Consider the following 17,927-nt stretch of genomic DNA (forward strand, 5'->3'; position numbering starts at 1 on the left):
AAGAAGGCGCCTGACGGGCGCCTTTTTCATAGGTGTCATTCCTGTACCGGCCCTATCGCCGGCAAGCCAGCTCCCACAGGTATTGCACCGCCCGCAAGGCCTGTGCAGTACCTGTGGGAGCTGGCTTGCCGGCGATAGGGCCGGTACAGGCAAACTACCTTTTCTTGCCCCCCAGCAACGACCCCATCAACCCTCGCACCAACTGCCGCCCCAACTGGTTGGCCGCCTGGCGCACCGCCGACTTGATCGCCTGCCCTGCCGCACTCTGCAAGAACTCACCAGCCTTGTCGGCAAAGCTCTCTTCATCCGTCTTGGGTTGCGGCACGGGCTCCACCGGCTCGCCCTTGCGCTGGGTCAGCATCTCATACGCCGACTCACGGTCCACCGGCTTGTCGTAACGCCCCGCCAGCGGCGAACTGGCAATCAGAGCACTGCGCTCAGCCGCACTCAACGGCCCGATACGCGACTGCGGCGGTGCAATCAGTACCCGCTGCACCATCGCCGGCGTGCCCTTCTCTTCCAGCGTCCCTACCAGTGCCTCGCCAATGCCCAGTTCAGTCAGCACCGCCAGGGTGTCGAACGCCGGGTTGGGGCGGAAGCCATCAGCCACCGCCCGCAGCGACTTCTGCTCCTTGGCAGTGAACGCCCGCAAGCCATGCTGAATGCGCAAGCCCAACTGGGCCAGCACCGCATCTGGCAAGTCCCCCGGCGACTGGGTAACGAAGTACACCCCCACACCCTTGGAACGAATCAGCCGCACCACCTGCTCCAGGCGATCCTGCAATGCCTTGGGCGTATCGTTGAACAACAAGTGTGCTTCATCGAAGAACAACGCCAGCACCGGCTTGTCGGCATCACCGCGCTCGGGCAGCTGCTCGAACAACTCGGCCAGCAGCCACAACAGGAAGGTCGCGTACACCTTCGGTGCATCGTGAACCAAGCGGCTGGCGTCTAGCAGGTGGATACGCCCACGGCCATCCGGGTCTGGCCGCAGGAGGTCCTCGAGCTGCAACCCCGGTTCACCGAACAACGCCTCGGCGCCCTGCTGTTCCAGGGTCGCCAACCGCCGTAACAGCGCCTGGGTGGAGGCCGTGGTCATCAGCGCACTGTCTTCCCCCAGCAATTGCGGGTTGTCCTTCAGGTGCGCGAGCAACGCCTTGAGGTCCTTGAGGTCGAGCAGCAGCAGGCCTTCACGGTCGGCCACCTTGAACGCCGCATACAGCGCCGCCTGTTGGCTGTCGGTCAGTTCCAGCAGGTTGCCCAGCAGCAGCGGCCCCATTTCACTGAGGGTGGTGCGCAGCGGGTGACCGGACTGCCCGGCAATGTCCCACAGGCTCACCGGGTAAGCCCTGGGCCTGTGCCCCAGCCAGGGCATGCCGGCGATGCGCTCGGCCACCTTGCCCTGCGGCGCACCAGCAGCGCCCAGGCCGCAAAGGTCGCCTTTGACATCGGCGGCGAACACCGCGACCCCCGCATCACTGAACGCTTCCGCCAGATGCTGCAGGGTGACGGTCTTGCCAGTACCCGTTGCACCCGCTACCAGGCCATGGCGGTTGGCCAGCCTCATGGCTTGCCCAACCGGCTGGCCATCCGGACCAGCACCTACAACGATGGTCGAAAATTCCGACATCTCTTAATCCTCTGCTCAAGCTTTAGCGTAATTCGGCCGATACCTGTGGGTGATATTCGCCTTAATAGAGAGGAACAACCGAAAAGGGACTTTTTCGGGATGTTGCACTGCTTTGCGACTCCACGCATGCAAACGCCTGATATGAAACCTTAGCGGAACCGATTACGCCATGAACAAAAGCCTTCGTTTCAGCCACAAGATTCTTTTGGCAGCGTCACTGATCGTGATACTCGCCTTCAGCCTTTTCACGCTCTACAACGATTACCTCCAGCGTAATGCGATCCGCGAGGACCTCGAAAACTATCTGGCTGAAATGGGCGCCTCCACTTCGACCAATATCCGCAACCTGTTCGAAGGCCGTATCAAGCTGGTGGAAAACCTGGCACAGAACATAGCCCAGGACCCGACCAACGCCGAAACCCTGATGGGCCAGAATGCACTGATTTCCAGCTTCCTCACCGTCTACCTGGGCAAGGTCGACGGTGGCTTCAGCGTGCGCCCTGACTCGAAAATGCCCGACGGCTACGACCCACGCACCCGTCCCTGGTACAAGGACGGCATGAACGCCGCTGGCGCAACCCTGACCGAGCCGTACATCGACATGACCACCAACAAGATGGTCATCGGCATCCTCAGCAAGGTTTCCGCCGGTGTCGGCGTGGTCGGTGGCGACCTGGCCCTGGACGGCCTGGTGCAGATCATCAACTCGCTGAACTTCGGCGGCATGGGCTATGCCTTCCTGGTCAACGACCAAGGCAAGATCCTGGTGCACCCGGACAAAGACCTGGTGATGAAGTCACTGTCGGACCTGTTCCCGCAGCACACGCCGAAACTGACAGGTGAGCTGACCGAAGTGCAGAGCGAAGGCCAGGCCCGCCTGCTGACCTTCACCCCGATCACCGGCCTGCCGTCGGCCAACTGGTACATCGGCCTGTCGGTGGACAAGGACAAGGCCTTCTCGATGCTCAGCACCTTCCGCACCTCGGCGGTGATCGCCACGCTGGTGGCGGTGGTGATCATCATCGGCCTGCTCGGCCTGCTGATCCGTGTGCTGATGCAGCCGCTGCACACCATGACCCGCGCCATGGAAGACATCGCCGAAGGTGAGGGCGACCTGACCAAGCGCCTGCTTATCCACAACCACGACGAATTCGGCATCCTGGGCAGCGCCTTCAACCGTTTCGTCGAGCGTATCCACAGCTCGATCCGCGAAGTGTCCTCGGCCACCGAGCAGGTCAACGAAGTAGCCCTGCGGGTCATCAGTGCCTCGAACTCGTCAATGACCAACTCCGACGAACAGTCCAACCGCACCAACAGCGTGGCCGCCGCCATCAACGAGCTGGGCGCCGCCGCCCAGGAAATTGCCGGCAACGCCGCCCAGGCTTCGCAGCATGCCAGTTCGGCGCGGTTGCTGGCCGAAGAAGGGCAGCAGGTGGTGGAACGCAACATTGCGGCAATGAACCGCCTGTCCGACCTGATCGTCACTTCCAGCGCGCACATCGAGACGCTGAACAGCAAGACCGTCAATATCGGCCAGATCCTCGAGGTGATCACCAGCATTTCCCAGCAGACCAACCTGCTGGCGCTGAACGCGGCCATCGAAGCGGCCCGCGCCGGTGAAGCCGGGCGTGGTTTTGCGGTTGTCGCCGATGAAGTACGCAACCTGGCGCACCGCACCCAGGAGTCGGCGCAACAGGTGCAGACCATGATCGAAGAACTGCAGGTCGGCGCGCGCGAATCGGTCGAGACCATGGACCAGAGCCAGCGCCACAGCCAGGACAGCATGCAGATCGCCAACCAGGCCGGTGAGCGGCTGGACAGCGTTACCGTGCGCATCGGCGAGATCGACGGCATGAACCAGTCGGTGGCCACCGCCACCGAAGAGCAGACTGCCGTGGTCGAGGCGATCAACATGGACATCAACGAGATCAACATGCTCAACCAGGAGGGCGTGGAAAACCTGCAGGCTACCCTGCGCGCCTGCTCTGACCTGGAGCAGCAGGCCGGCCGCCTGAAGCACCTGGTGGGCAGCTTCCGCATCTGATCGCAAACCGCGTCGCCTGCTTCGCGGGCAAACCCGCTCCCACAGGATCTCCGTCACTCTTGAATGCGTGGTGATCCCTGTGGGAGCGCGCAAGCCCGCGAAGAAGCCCGTACCGCTCCCCCGCCTTCCCCGCCCCACCCAACCCCGATCGAACAAACTATCCTTCTGATAGGTCAACCTTTAGGCGCGTCATCGCCGGCCCGTTAGCGCCGGATGACAGACCCGAAGACGATCCCGGAGGGATGCTGATCGTGCACATCGCCGACATCACCATGTTCTACGCCCCCGCCAGTGGCGGCGTACGTACCTATCTTGATGCCAAACACCACCGCCTCGACGCCATCCAGGGCGTCCGCCACAGCTTGCTGATACCCGGTGCCAGCGCCCAGCACGCCGATGGCATCTACCAGGTGCCCGCACCGCCGCTGCCGTTCGGCAATGGCTACCGCTTCCCGGTGCGCCTGGCCCCCTGGTGCAATGTGCTGCGCAGGCTCAAGCCCGACCTGATCGAAGTCGGCGACCCCTACTTGACCGCCTGGGCTGCGCTGGAAGCGCGGCGCAAGCTCGATGTGCCGGTGATCGGCTTCTACCATTCCGACCTGCCGCTGCTGGTCAGCAACCGCATGGGCAACTGGTTCACCCCCAATGTCGAGGCCTATGTCAGCAAGCTGTACGGCAATTTCGACCGGGTCCTGGCCCCCAGCCAGGTCATGGCCGACAAGTTGCGCCGCCTGGGGGTGCGCGATGTGCACGTGCAGCGCCTGGGCGTCGACCTGGCCACCTTCCACCCCAGCCAGCGCGACCCGAAGCTGCGTGCCGAACTGGGCATTGCCGACACCAGTCGCCTGCTGATCTACGCCGGCCGTGGCTCGCGGGAAAAGAACCTGCCGGTACTGCTCGAGTGCATGCGGCACCTGGGCCCCCCCTACCACTTGCTGCTGGTGGGCTCGAACATGCCGGCCAACGTGCCGCAGAACGTCAGTGTGATCGATCACTTCTGCCCGGCACCAGAAGTCGCCCGGCTGATGGCCAGCGCCGACCTGCTGGTGCACGCCGGCGACCAGGAAACCTTCGGCCTGGTCATTCTCGAAGCGATGGCCAGCGCCACGCCGGTGGTGGCGGTGCGCGCCGGTGCTTTCGGCGAAATCGTCAACGAACAGTGCGGGCGCTTGTGCCGCCCCAACGATAGCCAGGCCATGGCGACCGCCGTGCAAGAGGCATTCGAGGCTGGCGTACGCAAGCTCGGGGCTCAGGCCCGACGCCATGCCGAGCAGCAGTATTCGTGGGACCACGTGGTCGCCGGCCTGCTGCAGCACTACCAGGCCGTGCTTGGCCACCAGCCACAGGTCCGCGCCCATGGCTGAGCCACTGTCGGCAGCACGCAGCCTGATGCTGGTGCTGCACGATGTCGCGCCCGAGACCTGGCCCGACTATCAACCCTTCGTCCAGGCCGTCGACGCCATCGGCGGCATCCCCATGACCTGGCTGGTGGTGCCGGACTTCCACCACCGCAACCCGCTGCAGCGCTCGCCCACCTTCTGCCGCTTGCTCGAACGGCGCCTGGCCCAGGGTGACGAGCTTGCCCTGCACGGCTTCTACCATGCCGACAACGGCCCGCCACCGCGCACGCCCGGTGAGTACTTCATGCGCCGCATCTATACCCATGAAGGCGAGTTCTACGCTCTCGACCAGCAGCAGGCCCTGCAACGCCTGGAGCACGGCTTGGCCGTGTTCGCGCAGCAGGGCTGGCCGGTGGCTGGCTTCGTCGCACCTGCCTGGCTGATGAGCGAAGGCACCCGCCAGGCATTGCGCCGCCTGCCGCTGCGCTACACCAGCACGCCACAGCACTTGTACCGTTTACCGGACTTCACCGCGATCAAGGCTCCGGGGCTGGTCTGGAGCGCCCGCAGCGCTTGGCGCCGCGGCCTGTCACGGGTGCTGTGCGACTGGCAATGCCGGCGCTGGCGTGACGCCCAGACCCTGCGACTGGGCCTGCATCCGGTGGATATGCGCCATCGCGCGTCCCGCGACTATTGGCTGAACACCCTGCACACGCTACTGGCGCAGGGGCGCGAGCCCCTGACCAAGTCCACCTGGCTCGACCGCCAGGCCAGCGCATGAGCCGCCTGGCCTGGCTGGCCCTGGCACTGCTCGGCGCCGTGCTGGTGCCGGCCCTGCTCGGTGGCAGCGAGCTGCTACCGAGGCTGCAGCGCTTCGCCCCCAGCCTGATGCTGACCCTGCTGGGCATGATCCTGCTGTGCTGGGTCATAAACGCCATGCGCCTGCGCCTGCTGCTCGGCCAGCAAGGCGCAAGGCTTGGGCGCCTGCGCAGCCTGGGTGTGGTGATGGCCACCGAGTTCGCCATCTGTACCACCCCAGGCGGCAGCGGCGGCCCCTTGACCCTGATGGCCCTGCTGGCACGCGACCGGATCGGCCCGGCGCGCAGCGGCGCGGTGTTTGCCATGGACCAGCTGAACGACCTGGTGTTCTTTTTCTGCGCGATGCTGGCGATTGCCGGCTATGCACTGTTCCACAGCCTGGGCCGCAGCCAGGAAAGCATGTTGCTGGGCAGCGCGTTGCTGCTGTGCACGGCACTGACCCTGGTGATCGGCCTGCTTCGCTACCGACGCACGGTGATGCGTGTGAACGGCAGGCTGCTGCGCCGCCTGGGCATGAGCCGCCAGCGCAAGCGGCGCTGGGCGCGCAAACTGCTGCGCTTCATCGACGCACTGGCGCAGACTTGGCGCCTGCCCAAGCGTACGCTGACCCTGGTTTTCACCCTGACCTGTGCCCACTGGGGCCTGCGCTACAGCGTGTTGTATCTGGTATTGAGGGGATTGGGGGTAGACCTGGCGTGGATCCCCAGCTTTCTGGTACAGATGCTGTCGCTAAGTGCCGGCCAGTTCAGCTTGCTGCCTGGCGGTGCCGGTGCCGCCGAGCTGACTTCGGCCAGCCTGCTGACGCCACTGGTGGGCAGTTCGACTGCGGCTGCGGCGATCCTGATATGGCGGGCGGTCACTTACTACTTTTATCTGCTGGCGGGTGGGCCGGTGTTCGTGTGCCTGCTGGCGCGCCCGCTGATGGAGCGCTGGCGGCGTCAGGCGGGTTGAGCTGCTGCCAAAGTTCGGCGGCGCCGGGGAAATCGGTGCCATCGGTGTCGGCCAGGGCTTCGGGGTCGTAGCGGGCCAGGCAGCCTTCACCGAGGGTGGGCGGGAGTGAGGCGGTGGGTTGGTTGCGCTGCTTGGCCATCGGCTTATACCTCAGATTGCTGAGGGCGCTTCGCGCCCCTTTCGCCGGCAAGCCAGCTCCCACACCGACCGCATCGACCTCAAGCCATGTGCAATCCCTGTGGGAGCTGGCTTGCCGGCGATGGGCTGCAAGGCAGCCCCAAGGCCATCAATCAAAAACTACAGTCTTGTTGCCATGCACCAGCACCCGGTCTTCCAGGTGATAACGCAGGCCACGGGCCAACACCATCTTCTCCACATCACGGCCAAAGCGGACCATGTCGTCGATGCTGTCGGCATGGCTGACACGCACCACGTCCTGCTCGATGATCGGGCCGGCGTCCAGCTCTTCGGTGACGTAGTGGCAGGTCGCACCGATCAGCTTCACACCACGCAGGGCGGCCTGGTGATACGGCTTGGCGCCGACGAACGACGGCAGGAAGCTGTGGTGGATGTTGATCACCTTTTCAGCATAGTCCTGGCACAGTTGTGGCGGCAGGATCTGCATGTAGCGGGCCAGCACTACCACGTCGGCGGCGTGCTCCTGCACCAGGCGCGATACTTCGGCAAAGGCCGGGGCCTTGTCCTTGGGGTCGACCGGTACATGGAAGAACGGGATACCGTGCCACTCGACCATGCTGCGCAGGTCGTTGTGGTTGGAGATCACGCAAGGGATCTCGCAGTCCAGCTCATCGGTGTGCCAGCGGTGCAGCAGGTCGGCCAGGCAGTGCGACTCGCGGCTGGCCATCAGCACCACGCGCTTTTTCTGCGCCGAGTCGGTAATGCGCCAGGTCATGGAGAACTCTTCGGCGATCGGCGCAAACGCCTCGCGGAAGGCTTCGATACCGAACGGCAGCGATTCGGCGCGGATTTCATGGCGCATGAAGAACCAACCGCTCTGCTCATCGGAGTGGTGGCTGGCTTCGTTGATCCAGCCATTGTACAAGGCCAGGAAATTACTGACTTTCGCCACGATGCCAACACGGTCGGGGCAGGCGATCACCAGACGATAGGTGCGCATGAATGAGACTCCAGAACTTCGCAAAGGCGCTCATTCTAGCGGCCCGACAGGAAAAACGCAGTATTGATTGCAGCGGCCGTGGTCTGTGTTTCTGACGAGATGTACCGCCGCCATTGCCTGACAGACATGACGAAATGCAGGGTTAATTGTAAATTTTTGTTCACGTAGAGGAATGGTTGTCACAGGTTAGTTAACAGTTAATTGCCCAACAATATGTTTACTTGCGAGTATTGCCTGTCTATTATTGCCCCACACATTTCTGAACACGCATTAAGGAACACTCCATGTCCCTGATCAACGAGTACCGCGCTACCGAAGAAGCCATCAAGGAACTTCAGGCCCGCCTGGCCAACCTGTCGCAGGATGACAAGCTGAAGAAAGAACTGGAGTTCGAAGGCAAACTGCGCACACTGATGGGCGAGTACTCCAAGTCGCTGCGCGACGTGATTGCCCTGCTCGACCCAGAGTCGAAACTGAGCAAGGCTCCACGTGGTGCGGTCAAGACTACCGCCACCAAGCGTGCGCGCAAGGTCAAGCAATACAAGAACCCGCACAACAATGAAGTGATCGAAACCAAAGGCGGCAACCACAAAACCCTGAAAGAATGGAAAGCCAAGTGGGGTGGCGATGTGGTTGAAAGCTGGGCGACCCTGCTGGACTGATTGTCCGCATACGCCTGCTGCTTATCGCAACAAGAACGCCGGCATATTGCCGGCGTTTTTGTTTGTCCGCGTTTTGTGTCAGCACTCAGCCAATTGCAAACTGTGCCTGCAATTGCCGAGCATGTACCTGCCACGCCTCCAACACACGCCGCCCCGCCTCGTCGGCGCCCTCCCAGGCCTGCTGCCGCGCCTGTTCGAAGTCGCCCAGCGTGTTCGGCGCGCCCCAATGCGGGTCGCTCAGGCGCTGCTGGCAGAAGCTGAACCAGCGTTGCCGCTCTTCTCCGGTCAGGGTCTCCGGGAAGTTTCGCGCCCGATATCGGAACAACAGTTCAGGCAGGCGCGGGTCATCGAACATCCACTGCCCACGGCCCAACTGCGCCGGTTCCAGTGCACGTACTTGCTCGCATAAGCGGCGGTCACGGTCCCTCAGAAAACCGTCATACAATTGTTGTTCCGGGTCTACACTCGGGGCGAATTCTTCCTTTCCGTAGATGTGTTGCAGTTTGTCTTGCCATTGGGCCTGTTGCCTGGCCAATTCTTCGCCGCGCAATTGTAACAACGTCAAGTCCAGACCCAACCGTTGTTGATCGACCGGGCGCAATACCGAAAGTGGCGCCAGCACCGGGCAGCGATTGATCTGCACCAGTTTGAGCGGCACGGGTAATTCGCCTTCGGCCAGTTCTTCATGGCGGGTATACAAACGCTGGCGTAGAACTTCAGCACTTTCCCGTATTAACGGTAGGGTTTCCTGATGCAGGTCGCACACAATCAGTGCATTGCGGTTATGCGGGTGCCAGGCCAATGGCAATACGACACCAAGGTAATTGCGTGCCGCCGAGAAGCGCCCGGATATATGCACCAGCGGCTGCAACAAACGGATCTGCTCCATCACTTTATGCTTGCTGCGCAACTGGAACAGCCAGTCATACAACTTGGGCTGTTTCTGCCGGATCAGGCGGGCCAGGGCGATGGTTGCCCGCACGTCGGAAAGCGCTTCGTGGGCATGCCCATGGTCGATGCCATTGGCCTTGCTCAGAAGCTCCAGGCGCAGGCTGGTGCGCCCGTCCTGTTGCGGCCACTCGATACCGTCCGGGCGCAATGCATAGGCCGTGCGTACGATGTCGATCAGGTCCCAGCGGCTGTTACCGCCCTGCCACTCTCGGGCATAAGGGTCGAAAAAGTTGCGGTACAGGCTGTAGCGGGTCACTTCGTCGTCGAAGCGCAGGGTGTTGTAGCCGGCGCCACAGGTTCCAGGGTGCGCCAGTTGTGCGTGCACCCGGGTCATGAACTCGGCTTCGCACAGGCCCTGCTCGGCCAGCAGTTGCGGGGTGATGCCGGTCACCAGGCAGGCGGCCGGGTGCGGGAGGATATCGTCGGAGGGACGGCAATAGAGGCTGATCGGCTCGTCGATTTCGTTGAGGTCGAAGTCGGTGCGCACGCCGGCCACCTGCAGCGGCCGGTCGCAGCGCGGGTTGATGCCGGTGGTTTCGTAGTCGTGCCAGAAAATGCTGGAGGTCACGGGGTCGTCCTGTATCGAGGTCGACCCGATTCTAGCGCGATTCCAGCGAGCTCGGCCCTTTGGCTCCGCAGGCTCAGACAGAGGCGTTGGCGGGGTGGAAACTGAAATAGTCGCGCAACGAGCGGACGAATTCGTCGTACTCGCGGGGCGCCTGCAGCAGCATGAAACCCGAATCGTAGTGCCCGGGCGTCTGGTCTTCACGGCACCACAGGCAGCTGGCGGTAAGGTTGACGAACTGATGCCCGCCACCCAGCAGCGGCAGGCGTAATTGCAGATCGTAGTCGGGCCCGACCAGCACAGGTAGCTGGCTTATCAGCATCAGCCCGTCTTCGGAGGCGTTGCCCAGCTGGCCGATGGCCTGGCCGGTAATGCGGTTGAACACCTTGAGAACACAAGGCAGCTGATGGCGTTCGATGTGGCGCTTGTTGAACATGATCGCAAGTGCAGTCCGTATCCGATGCCAGGAATACGTGGAACTGGCGGTTGTTGTAACAGCTGAGTTACAGATTAGCGCAGCACGCGCGGCAAATCCCGTGAAATAAATCACACCTTGGTGTTAACGCCAAGGTGCGGCGGTCACCGGGTTTGCCACAGCGGCTTCGGCGCCGCGCAGATGGCCGAGTTTCTCCAGGGTCTGCAGGCGTGCCTGGGCGCGATAGGCGTATTCATTGCCCGGGTACTGCTGGATCAGGTACTGGTAGGTCTGCGCGGCATCCACATACAAGGCCTGGCGCTCGAGGCACTGGCCGCGCAGCAGCGACACCTCGGGGTGGATGAACGGTCGCGCACGGCTGGTGCGGTCGACCTGCGACAGCTCGAGCATGACCCGTGCGCAATCGCCACGGTCGTAGGCGCGGTAGGCATTGTTCAGGTGGTGGTCCATGGACCAGCGGGTGCAGCCGACGGCGCTGGCCGCCAGGGCTAAAACGATCAGGGCTCGCATGGGGGTCTCCTTTGATGCCAGTGTATCGGCCTTTGCCGGCAAATCTTCACACCCTTTTGCAAGGATACCCTGCCCGTTCAAATGCCACCCTGCCTTGGTTGCAGGTAGTGCAACGGAACAATGACTACAGCGAGATTCAGGAGTAGCCTTTCGCTGCGCTTCACTATAGGAGTCTGTGCATGAGCATCCGCCGTACCAAAATCGTCGCCACCCTTGGCCCCGCCAGCAACTCGCCGGAAGTGATCGAACAGCTGATCCTCGCCGGCCTGGACGTGGCACGCCTGAACTTCTCCCACGGCACTCCGGACGAGCACAAGGCCCGCGCGCGCCTGATCCGTGACATCGCCGCCAAGAACGGCCGCCATGTTGCACTGCTGGGCGACCTGCAGGGTCCGAAGATCCGCATCGCCAAGTTCGCCAACAAGCGCATCGAATTGAAGATCGGTGACAAGTTCACCTTCTCCACCGCCCACCCGCTGACCGAAGGCAACCAGGACATCGTCGGTATCGACTATCCCGACCTGGTCAAGGACTGCGGTGTTGGTGACGAATTGCTGCTCGACGATGGCCGCGTGGTGATGCGCGTCGAAACCGCCACCGCAGATGCCCTGCACTGCGTGGTGATCATCGGTGGCCCGCTGTCGGACCACAAAGGCATCAACCGTAAAGGTGGCGGCCTGACCGCACCGGCTCTGACCGAGAAAGACAAGGCCGACATCAAGCTGGCCGCGGAAATGGACCTGGACTACCTGGCCGTGTCCTTCCCGCGTGACGCCAGCGACATGGAATACGCGCGCAAGCTGCGTGACGAAGCCGGCGGCAGCGCCTGGCTGGTGGCCAAGATCGAACGCGCCGAAGCGGTGGCCGACGACGAAACCCTCGACAAGCTGATCCTGGCCTCCGACGCCGTCATGGTCGCCCGTGGCGACCTGGGCGTGGAAATCGGCGACGCCGAACTGATCGCCATCCAGAAGAAGATCATCCAGCACGCCCGCCGCAACAACAAGGCGGTGATCGTGGCGACCCAGATGATGGAGTCGATGATCCAGAACCCGATGCCGACCCGTGCCGAAGTGTCCGACGTGGCAAACGCCGTGCTGGACAACACCGACGCGGTGATGCTGTCGGCCGAGAGTGCCGCCGGTGCCTACCCGATCGAAGCCGTCCAGGCCATGGCCCGCATCTGCCTGGGTGCCGAAAAGCACCCGACCAGCCAGAAGTCCAGCCACCGCCTGCACACCACCTTCGAGCGCTGCGACGAGAGCATCGCGCTTGCCGCCATGTACACCGCCAACCACTTCCCGGGCGTGAAGGCGATCATCGCCCTGACCGAGAGTGGCTACACCCCGCTGATCATGTCGCGCCTGCGTTCGCACGTGCCGATCTTCGCCCTGTCGCCACACCGCGCCACCCAGGCACGCGCCTCGATGTTCCGCGGCGTGTACCCGATCGCCTTCGACCCGGCCTCGCTGCCGGCCGACAAGGTGAGCCAGGCAGCGGTCGACGAACTGCTCAAGCGTGGCCTGGTGGAGCAAGGTGACTGGGTAATCCTGACAAAGGGTGACAGCTACCACACCATCGGTGGCACCAATGGGATGAAGATCCTGCATGTCGGTGATCCGCTGGTCGGTTGATCTGCTTCAGAGGGGGGCCGCTCTGCGGCCCAATCACCGGCAAGCCAGCTCCCACAGGTACCGCGCAGGCCCAGGTCTGATGCAATCCTGTGGGAGCTGGCTTGCCGGCGATGAGGCCAGCCCAGGCTACACAAATGCCTCAGGCATGCTCGACAAACACATCAGCAAACACCTGCCCCCGCGGCACCCCGGCAATGAACAGCCGCCGGGCAAACCGCTCGACACTCCCCGGCGCCCCGCACACCAGCGCCACCGTCTGCCGCGATGACGGCCGCAACCCGGCCAACGCTTCATCCAGCTGCTCTGCCAGTACCAACTCGACATTCACATTCGCCATCTCTCGCAACGGCTCGGCCAGATAATGCCCAACGCCTTCGCGCGCCACATGCATGACCCTGATTTCCCCTTGGTGCCCCTGCCGCAGAGCCTCGCGCAAGATGCCCCACAACGGCGCCAACCCGGTCCCCGCCGCCAGCAACCACAGCGGCCGCTGCTGCCAGTCCGGGTCGTAATGCAAGGCCCCACCCCTGAGTTCGCCCAGGCGCAGCACATCACCCAGCTGCAAGCCACGGACCTTGTCACAGAAGGCGCCGGGGCGCTGGCAGTCGATATGAAACTCGAGAAAATCATCTTCTCCCGGCAGGCTGGCCAAGGAGTAAGGCCGCGCCAGCGCGCCATTCCACAGCACCACATGTTGCCCCGCCTGGTAACGTATTGCCCGTTCGGGGCGTAGCCGCACGCGCAGCACATCGCCGAACCAGTCCAGGGCACAGACCTGCGCTGGCACGCCATCCTGCTGCGGGTCGAACAGCGCGACGCGCAGGTCCTCGACTACCCGGCACTGGCAGGCCAGGCGCCAGCCCTGGGCATGCTTGTCCTGCGCCAGGGCCTCGGGCATGGCGTCCAGCGGTTGCCCGCCCAGACAGTGCACCAGGCAGGCATGGCAACTGCCGGCGCGGCAACTGTAGGGAACATTCAGCCCGGCCTCGTTCAAGGCATCGAGCAGGTTGCTGCCGGTCGGCACCGCCCAGCGGCGCTCGCCCACGCAAAGTTCGGGCATTTTCAGCTATCTCTTCCAGCTCTTGAGTTTCTGGGCGCTTTGCGGCCCATTCGCCGGCAAGCCAACTCCCACAGGTAATGTGCAAGCTTCAGGCCTGGTGCAATGGTGTGGGAGCTGGCTTGCCGGCGAATGGGCTGCAGGGCAGCCCCTTCCAAGCATCCTATCTCAACAACAAGTCAGCAAGAACAATGCCTGCCAGCTGCCGACCATGGTCCCAGACCGGCCGCAGGTGTGCCCGGCACGGATGCGCGCTATACTGCCGCGCCTTTTTCCGTCGGCCCGACCTGCCGGCGCCTTGCAAGGCGCTTCGACACGCTGGTCGGCACCGTCGAGCGCCGTAATGAATGTTCCCGTCTTTAAGAGGAGCGCGCTGCATGACCGTGATCAAGCAAGACGACCTGATTCAGAGCGTCGCCGACGCCCTGCAATTCATCTCGTACTACCACCCCGTCGATTTCATCCAGGCCATGCACGAGGCCTATCTGCGTGAAGAGTCGCCTGCTGCACGCGATTCCATCGCCCAGATCCTGATCAACTCGCGCATGTGCGCCACCGGCCATCGCCCAATCTGCCAGGACACCGGTATCGTCACCGTGTTCATCCGCGTGGGCATGGACGTGCGCTGGGACGGCGCCACCATGAGCGTCGACGACATGATCAACGAAGGTGTGCGTCGCGCCTACAACCTGCCTGAAAACGTGCTGCGCGCTTCGATCCTGGCCGACCCGGCCGGTGCCCGCAAGAACACCAAGGACAACACTCCGGCAGTGATCCACTACTCCATCGTCCCCGGCGACAAGGTCGAGGTCGATGTCGCAGCCAAGGGCGGCGGCTCGGAGAACAAGTCGAAGATGGCCATGCTCAACCCGTCCGACTCGATCGTCGACTGGGTACTGAAGACCGTACCGACCATGGGCGCTGGCTGGTGCCCGCCTGGCATGCTCGGCATCGGCATCGGCGGTACCGCCGAAAAGGCCGCCGTGATGGCCAAGGAAGTGTTGATGGAGTCCATCGACATCCACGAACTGAAGGCCCGTGGCCCGCAGAACCGCCTGGAAGAAATCCGCCTGGAGCTGTTCGAGAAGGTCAACCAGCTGGGCATTGGCGCCCAGGGCCTGGGTGGCCTGACCACCGTGCTCGACGTCAAGATCATGGACTACCCGACTCACGCCGCTTCGCTGCCGGTGTGCATGATCCCCAACTGCGCCGCTACCCGCCACGCCCACTTCGTGCTCGATGGCTCCGGCCCGGCCGAACTGGAAGCGCCGTCGCTGGACGCCTACCCGGAAATCGTCTGGGAAGCCGGCCCGAGCGCCCGTCGCGTCAACCTCGACGCCATCACCCCGGAAGAAGTCGCCAGCTGGAAGCCGGGCGAAACCATCCTGCTCAACGGCAAGATGCTGACCGGCCGCGACGCCGCGCACAAGCGCATGGTCGAAATGCTCAACCGTGGCGAAGAGCTGCCGGTGGACCTGAAGGGCCGCTTCATCTACTACGTAGGTCCGGTCGACCCGGTCGGTGACGAAGTGGTAGGCCCTGCCGGCCCGACCACCGCCACCCGCATGGACAAGTTCACCCGCCAGATCCTCGAGCAGACCGGCCTGCTGGGCATGATCGGCAAGTCCGAGCGCGGCCCTGCCGCCATCGAAGCGATCAAGGACAACAAGGCCGTGTACCTGATGGCCGTCGGCGGCGCTGCCTACCTGGTAGCCCAGGCCATCCGCAAGTCGAAGGTCCTGGCCTTCGCCGAGCTGGGCATGGAAGCAATCTACGAGTTCGAGGTCAAGGACATGCCGGTGACCGTCGCCGTGGACAGCAACGGTGAGTCGGTACACATCACTGGCCCTGCCCTGTGGCAGAGCAAGATTGCCCAGAGCCTGGCAGTCGAAGTGAAGTAAGCCTGATGTAACGGCGGCGGCCTCTTCGCGGGCTTGCCCGCTCCCACAGGTAACGCGTAGCCCTCGGGCTTGCGCTGTACCTGTGGGAGCGGGCAAGCCCGCGAAGAGGCCGCCGCTGTTTTCACAGGACTCTGTCAAACTGCTCCGGCCAGTCCCTGCGGGTAAACACCTGCCCTTCCCGCCTCACCCGCCGTACTTCCTCAAGGTCCACCTCACAGACCAGCCACTGACTGTTGGCAGGGCTCGATTCTTCACTCAAGGCCACCACCCCATCCCCCGGCATTCCATGATCCGGTGGCACGAACAACCCTGCACGGCCGATATTCTCGTCCAGCGCCGGCGACCAGGGCGCCAGCCCGACCGTAGGGCTCTGCAACACCGCGATCTGGTTCTCCAGCGCCCGCGCCTGGGCACCGATACGCACCCGGTGGTAACCCGCCTCGGTGTCGGTACAGCTCGGCGCCAGGATCAGGTCGGCACCACCCTCGGCCAGGCGTCGCGCCAGCATCGGGAATTCATTGTCATAACAGATCAGGATGCCCAGGCGCCCCAGTTCGGTGTCGAACACCTGCAGCCCCTGCCCCGCCGCGATGTCCCACTGCTCGCGCTCGAAGCGGGTCATCATCAGCTTGTCCTGGAAACCCAGCACACCCTTGGGGCCGAACAGCCAGGCACGGTTGCGGTAGCGCCCGTCGCTGTCCAGCACCGGTACGCTACCCGGTTGCAGGTAGATACCCCAGCGCCGGGCAAGGCTCTCGCACAGGGCTTTCCAGGGTTCGATCAGCGGCTGGATGCCGGCGATGGAGGCCTTCAGGTCACCTCGCTGCTCGACACTCAGCTGCCCGCTGAGCACCAGCCCGGCGTACTCCGGCAACAGCAGCAGGCGGGCCCCCGCCTCCACTGCTTCGGCGCACAGGCCTTGCAGGTGGTCGGCATAGGCCTCCCAGGTTTCATGCAGCTCGATGGCGTACTGGCAGGCCGCCAGGCGGATCATATCGGCAATTCCTTGAGCCAGAACGACATCAGCTTATCGGAGCTTTCCTGCTCGTCCAGGTCGCGCCAGGCGTAGCTGGTGCGCAGCGACGGGTCGTGCAGGAAGCCGCGGTTACGCCAGAAGCCATGCAATGGCTTGTAGTCCGCGGGGCGCCGTGGATGCACACCTGGCCGCTCTACCGCGCAGAACGCGCAGTAGTCGAACTCGGCCAGCTTGTGCGCGTAGGACTCGCGCTCGATGAAAAAGCGCACCCCCAAGCCCTGGCCACGGTACTCGGGCAGTACCACCGACTCACCGAAGTAGTACACGCTGGCCGGGTCGCGCCCCTGGGCCAGGAACGGCTGCTGGAACTCGGGGGCGACATCGACCAGCGGCAGGCCGGTGGAGGCGCCAACGACCTTGCCGTCGTCCAGCGCCAGCACCACCAGGCTGCGCCCGGAGCGGGCATAGGTGGCCAGGTAGTCGGCCTCGTACTCCGGGGTGCCGTCATAAAGGTAGGGAAACTCGCGGAACACGGTAAGGCGCAGGCGAGCGAGGTCATCGATGTAAGGCGCGATAGCGGCGCCGTGCAACAGGCGTATTTCCATGCTTGGCGGTCGTTTTGTCGATGTGGATGACGCGCTCGGCTAAGCCGGGCTTGAGGGGAAACCCTATCATCCGGAGCAACGACCCGCCTTTTCCCTCCACGACAGGTATTGTTCCATGACCGCTACCGAACTGGTAAATGCTTACTACGCCGCCTTCAACGCTGGCGACATGCCGGCCTTTCTCGCTCTGCTCAGCGAGGATGTGATCCACGACATCAACCAGGGCAAGCGGCAGATGGGCAAGGCGCGGTTTGCAGCGTTCATGGACAAGATGAACCGCTGCTACCGCGAGCGCCTGGCCGATATCGTAGTGATGCAGAACGCCGACGGCAGCCGCGCGGCAGCCGAGTTCACCGTGCATGGGGAATATCTGGCCGATGACGAAGGGTTGCCGGCGGCCAACGGGCAGACCTATGTACTGCCGGCGGGGGCGTTCTTCTATATCCATTGCGGGAAGATTGCCCGGGTGACCAACTACTACAACCTCAATGACTGGGTTGAGCAGGTGGGTTAAGCCTGGTTGAGTTGAGCTGTGTTGCCTGCACTGGCCTCATCGCTGGCAAGCCAGCTTGTGTCTTGAGAGGGGATTAGAATCTGAAGTGAGAGCGGTGAATGGCAAGCTGAATGCCAGAGGTGCCTTGAGCACGTGTGGGAGCACAAGCTGCCATTCACCGTTCCACTTTGGCGAGAGCCCGAACAGTTGGATGA

15 protein-coding genes and 2 pseudogenes are annotated in these 17,927 nt (G+C 63.4%); 9 read left to right on the forward strand and 8 right to left on the reverse strand.

The genetic code is table 11. From position 1 onward, the window contains the following. Window positions 1-154: 154 nt before the first annotated feature. The gene (locus CAF92_RS25420; protein WP_085602262.1) at window positions 155-1,630 is read right to left on the reverse strand and encodes a helicase HerA-like domain-containing protein; all 1,476 of its coding nucleotides are present in this window, start codon (window positions 1,628-1,630) and stop codon (window positions 155-157) included. Window positions 1,631-1,799: 169 nt separating this feature from the next. Here CAF92_RS25420 and CAF92_RS27930 point away from each other — a divergent pair. The 5 genes and pseudogenes from CAF92_RS27930 to CAF92_RS25440 form a co-directional block, all read left to right on the forward strand. Continuing rightward, a pseudogene (locus CAF92_RS27930) lies at window positions 1,800-2,816 on the forward strand (cache domain-containing protein); the annotation flags it as partial. Window positions 2,817-3,077: 261 nt separating this feature from the next. Beyond that, a pseudogene (locus tag CAF92_RS27935) lies at window positions 3,078-3,674 on the forward strand (methyl-accepting chemotaxis protein); the annotation flags it as partial. Window positions 3,675-3,916: 242 nt separating this feature from the next. Continuing rightward, on the forward strand, window positions 3,917-5,038 hold the full coding sequence (locus tag CAF92_RS25430; protein ID WP_085602264.1) for a glycosyltransferase family 1 protein: 1,122 nt from the start codon (window positions 3,917-3,919) through the stop codon (window positions 5,036-5,038). Beyond that, a complete protein-coding gene (locus tag CAF92_RS25435; RefSeq protein WP_085602265.1) occupies window positions 5,031-5,795 on the forward strand; it encodes a DUF2334 domain-containing protein in 765 nt (254 codons plus the stop codon). The genes CAF92_RS25430 and CAF92_RS25435 overlap by 8 nt, the downstream gene beginning before the upstream one ends. Next, a complete protein-coding gene (locus CAF92_RS25440; protein WP_085602266.1) occupies window positions 5,792-6,784 on the forward strand; it encodes a lysylphosphatidylglycerol synthase transmembrane domain-containing protein in 993 nt (330 codons plus the stop codon). The genes CAF92_RS25435 and CAF92_RS25440 overlap by 4 nt, the downstream gene beginning before the upstream one ends. Window positions 6,785-7,070: 286 nt before the next feature. Here CAF92_RS25440 and purU read toward each other — a convergent pair whose 3' ends face one another. Further along, on the reverse strand, window positions 7,071-7,922 hold the full coding sequence (gene purU, locus CAF92_RS25450) for a formyltetrahydrofolate deformylase (RefSeq protein WP_023662871.1): 852 nt from the start codon (window positions 7,920-7,922) through the stop codon (window positions 7,071-7,073). Between the two features lie 284 nt (window positions 7,923-8,206). Between purU and mvaT the strand changes: the two genes are divergently transcribed. Further along, window positions 8,207-8,584, forward strand: a complete 378-nt coding sequence (mvaT, locus tag CAF92_RS25455) for a histone-like nucleoid-structuring protein MvaT (RefSeq protein ID WP_003259590.1) — start codon at window positions 8,207-8,209, stop codon at window positions 8,582-8,584. Window positions 8,585-8,669: 85 nt separating this feature from the next. Here mvaT and sbcB read toward each other — a convergent pair whose 3' ends face one another. From sbcB to CAF92_RS25470, 3 genes are all read right to left on the reverse strand, one after another. Next, the gene (sbcB, locus tag CAF92_RS25460; protein ID WP_085602268.1) at window positions 8,670-10,103 is read right to left on the reverse strand and encodes an exodeoxyribonuclease I; all 1,434 of its coding nucleotides are present in this window, start codon (window positions 10,101-10,103) and stop codon (window positions 8,670-8,672) included. A gap of 73 nt (window positions 10,104-10,176) precedes the next feature. Beyond that, window positions 10,177-10,536, reverse strand: a complete 360-nt coding sequence (locus CAF92_RS25465) for a PilZ domain-containing protein (RefSeq protein ID WP_046617204.1) — start codon at window positions 10,534-10,536, stop codon at window positions 10,177-10,179. A 123-nt stretch (window positions 10,537-10,659) separates the two neighbouring features. Next, the gene (locus tag CAF92_RS25470; RefSeq protein WP_025340503.1) at window positions 10,660-11,046 is read right to left on the reverse strand and encodes a hypothetical protein; all 387 of its coding nucleotides are present in this window, start codon (window positions 11,044-11,046) and stop codon (window positions 10,660-10,662) included. A gap of 179 nt (window positions 11,047-11,225) precedes the next feature. Here CAF92_RS25470 and pyk point away from each other — a divergent pair, with 179 nt between their 5' ends. Then, complete coding sequence (pyk, locus tag CAF92_RS25475; RefSeq protein WP_046617205.1) at window positions 11,226-12,680, forward strand: pyruvate kinase; 1,455 nt, start codon at window positions 11,226-11,228, stop codon at window positions 12,678-12,680. A 139-nt stretch (window positions 12,681-12,819) separates the two neighbouring features. On the opposite strand, the gene CAF92_RS25480 is transcribed toward pyk, so the two are convergent. After that, window positions 12,820-13,740: an iron-sulfur-binding ferredoxin reductase gene (locus tag CAF92_RS25480; RefSeq protein ID WP_085602269.1), complete on the reverse strand. Its 921-nt coding sequence runs from the start codon at window positions 13,738-13,740 to the stop codon at window positions 12,820-12,822. A gap of 374 nt (window positions 13,741-14,114) precedes the next feature. Between CAF92_RS25480 and CAF92_RS25485 the strand changes: the two genes are divergently transcribed. Then, window positions 14,115-15,638, forward strand: coding sequence for a fumarate hydratase (locus tag CAF92_RS25485; RefSeq protein ID WP_013974059.1), 1,524 nt, complete (start codon window positions 14,115-14,117; stop codon window positions 15,636-15,638). 121 nt (window positions 15,639-15,759) lie between these two features. On the opposite strand, the gene CAF92_RS25490 is transcribed toward CAF92_RS25485, so the two are convergent. After that, window positions 15,760-16,632, reverse strand: a complete 873-nt coding sequence (locus CAF92_RS25490; RefSeq protein ID WP_085602270.1) for a carbon-nitrogen hydrolase family protein — start codon at window positions 16,630-16,632, stop codon at window positions 15,760-15,762. After that, window positions 16,629-17,219: a GNAT family N-acetyltransferase gene (locus CAF92_RS25495; RefSeq protein WP_013974061.1), complete on the reverse strand. Its 591-nt coding sequence runs from the start codon at window positions 17,217-17,219 to the stop codon at window positions 16,629-16,631. Before CAF92_RS25495 ends, CAF92_RS25490 begins: the two co-directional genes overlap by 4 nt. Window positions 17,220-17,334: 115 nt before the next feature. Here CAF92_RS25495 and CAF92_RS25500 point away from each other — a divergent pair, with 115 nt between their 5' ends. After that, complete coding sequence (locus CAF92_RS25500) at window positions 17,335-17,733, forward strand: nuclear transport factor 2 family protein (RefSeq protein ID WP_085602271.1); 399 nt, start codon at window positions 17,335-17,337, stop codon at window positions 17,731-17,733. The last annotated feature ends 194 nt before the right edge of the window (window positions 17,734-17,927 follow it).

The sequence above is a fragment of the Pseudomonas sp. B10(2017) genome (assembly GCF_002113295.1).
GTDB classification, from domain to species: Bacteria; Pseudomonadota; Gammaproteobacteria; order Pseudomonadales; family Pseudomonadaceae; genus Aquipseudomonas; species Aquipseudomonas pudica.

Excerpts from the sequence above, each read along its gene's own strand:
- CAF92_RS25485 (WP_013974059.1), top strand. The coding sequence starts at position 14,115 with ATGACCGTGATCAAGCAAGACGACCTGATTCAGAGCGTCGCCGACGCC.
- CAF92_RS25480 (WP_085602269.1), bottom strand. The coding sequence starts at position 13,740 with ATGCCCGAACTTTGCGTGGGCGAGCGCCGCTGGGCGGTGCCGACCGGC.
- mvaT (WP_003259590.1), top strand. The coding sequence starts at position 8,207 with ATGTCCCTGATCAACGAGTACCGCGCTACCGAAGAAGCCATCAAGGAA.
- CAF92_RS25420 (WP_085602262.1), bottom strand. The coding sequence starts at position 1,630 with ATGTCGGAATTTTCGACCATCGTTGTAGGTGCTGGTCCGGATGGCCAG.
- CAF92_RS25430 (WP_085602264.1), top strand. The coding sequence starts at position 3,917 with ATGCTGATCGTGCACATCGCCGACATCACCATGTTCTACGCCCCCGCC.
- CAF92_RS25495 (WP_013974061.1), bottom strand. The coding sequence starts at position 17,219 with ATGGAAATACGCCTGTTGCACGGCGCCGCTATCGCGCCTTACATCGAT.
- purU (WP_023662871.1), bottom strand. The coding sequence starts at position 7,922 with ATGCGCACCTATCGTCTGGTGATCGCCTGCCCCGACCGTGTTGGCATC.
- CAF92_RS25465 (WP_046617204.1), bottom strand. The coding sequence starts at position 10,536 with ATGTTCAACAAGCGCCACATCGAACGCCATCAGCTGCCTTGTGTTCTC.
- CAF92_RS25440 (WP_085602266.1), top strand. The coding sequence starts at position 5,792 with ATGAGCCGCCTGGCCTGGCTGGCCCTGGCACTGCTCGGCGCCGTGCTG.
- CAF92_RS25500 (WP_085602271.1), top strand. The coding sequence starts at position 17,335 with ATGACCGCTACCGAACTGGTAAATGCTTACTACGCCGCCTTCAACGCT.
- CAF92_RS25490 (WP_085602270.1), bottom strand. The coding sequence starts at position 16,632 with ATGATCCGCCTGGCGGCCTGCCAGTACGCCATCGAGCTGCATGAAACC.
- pyk (WP_046617205.1), top strand. The coding sequence starts at position 11,226 with ATGAGCATCCGCCGTACCAAAATCGTCGCCACCCTTGGCCCCGCCAGC.
- CAF92_RS25435 (WP_085602265.1), top strand. The coding sequence starts at position 5,031 with ATGGCTGAGCCACTGTCGGCAGCACGCAGCCTGATGCTGGTGCTGCAC.
- CAF92_RS25470 (WP_025340503.1), bottom strand. The coding sequence starts at position 11,046 with ATGCGAGCCCTGATCGTTTTAGCCCTGGCGGCCAGCGCCGTCGGCTGC.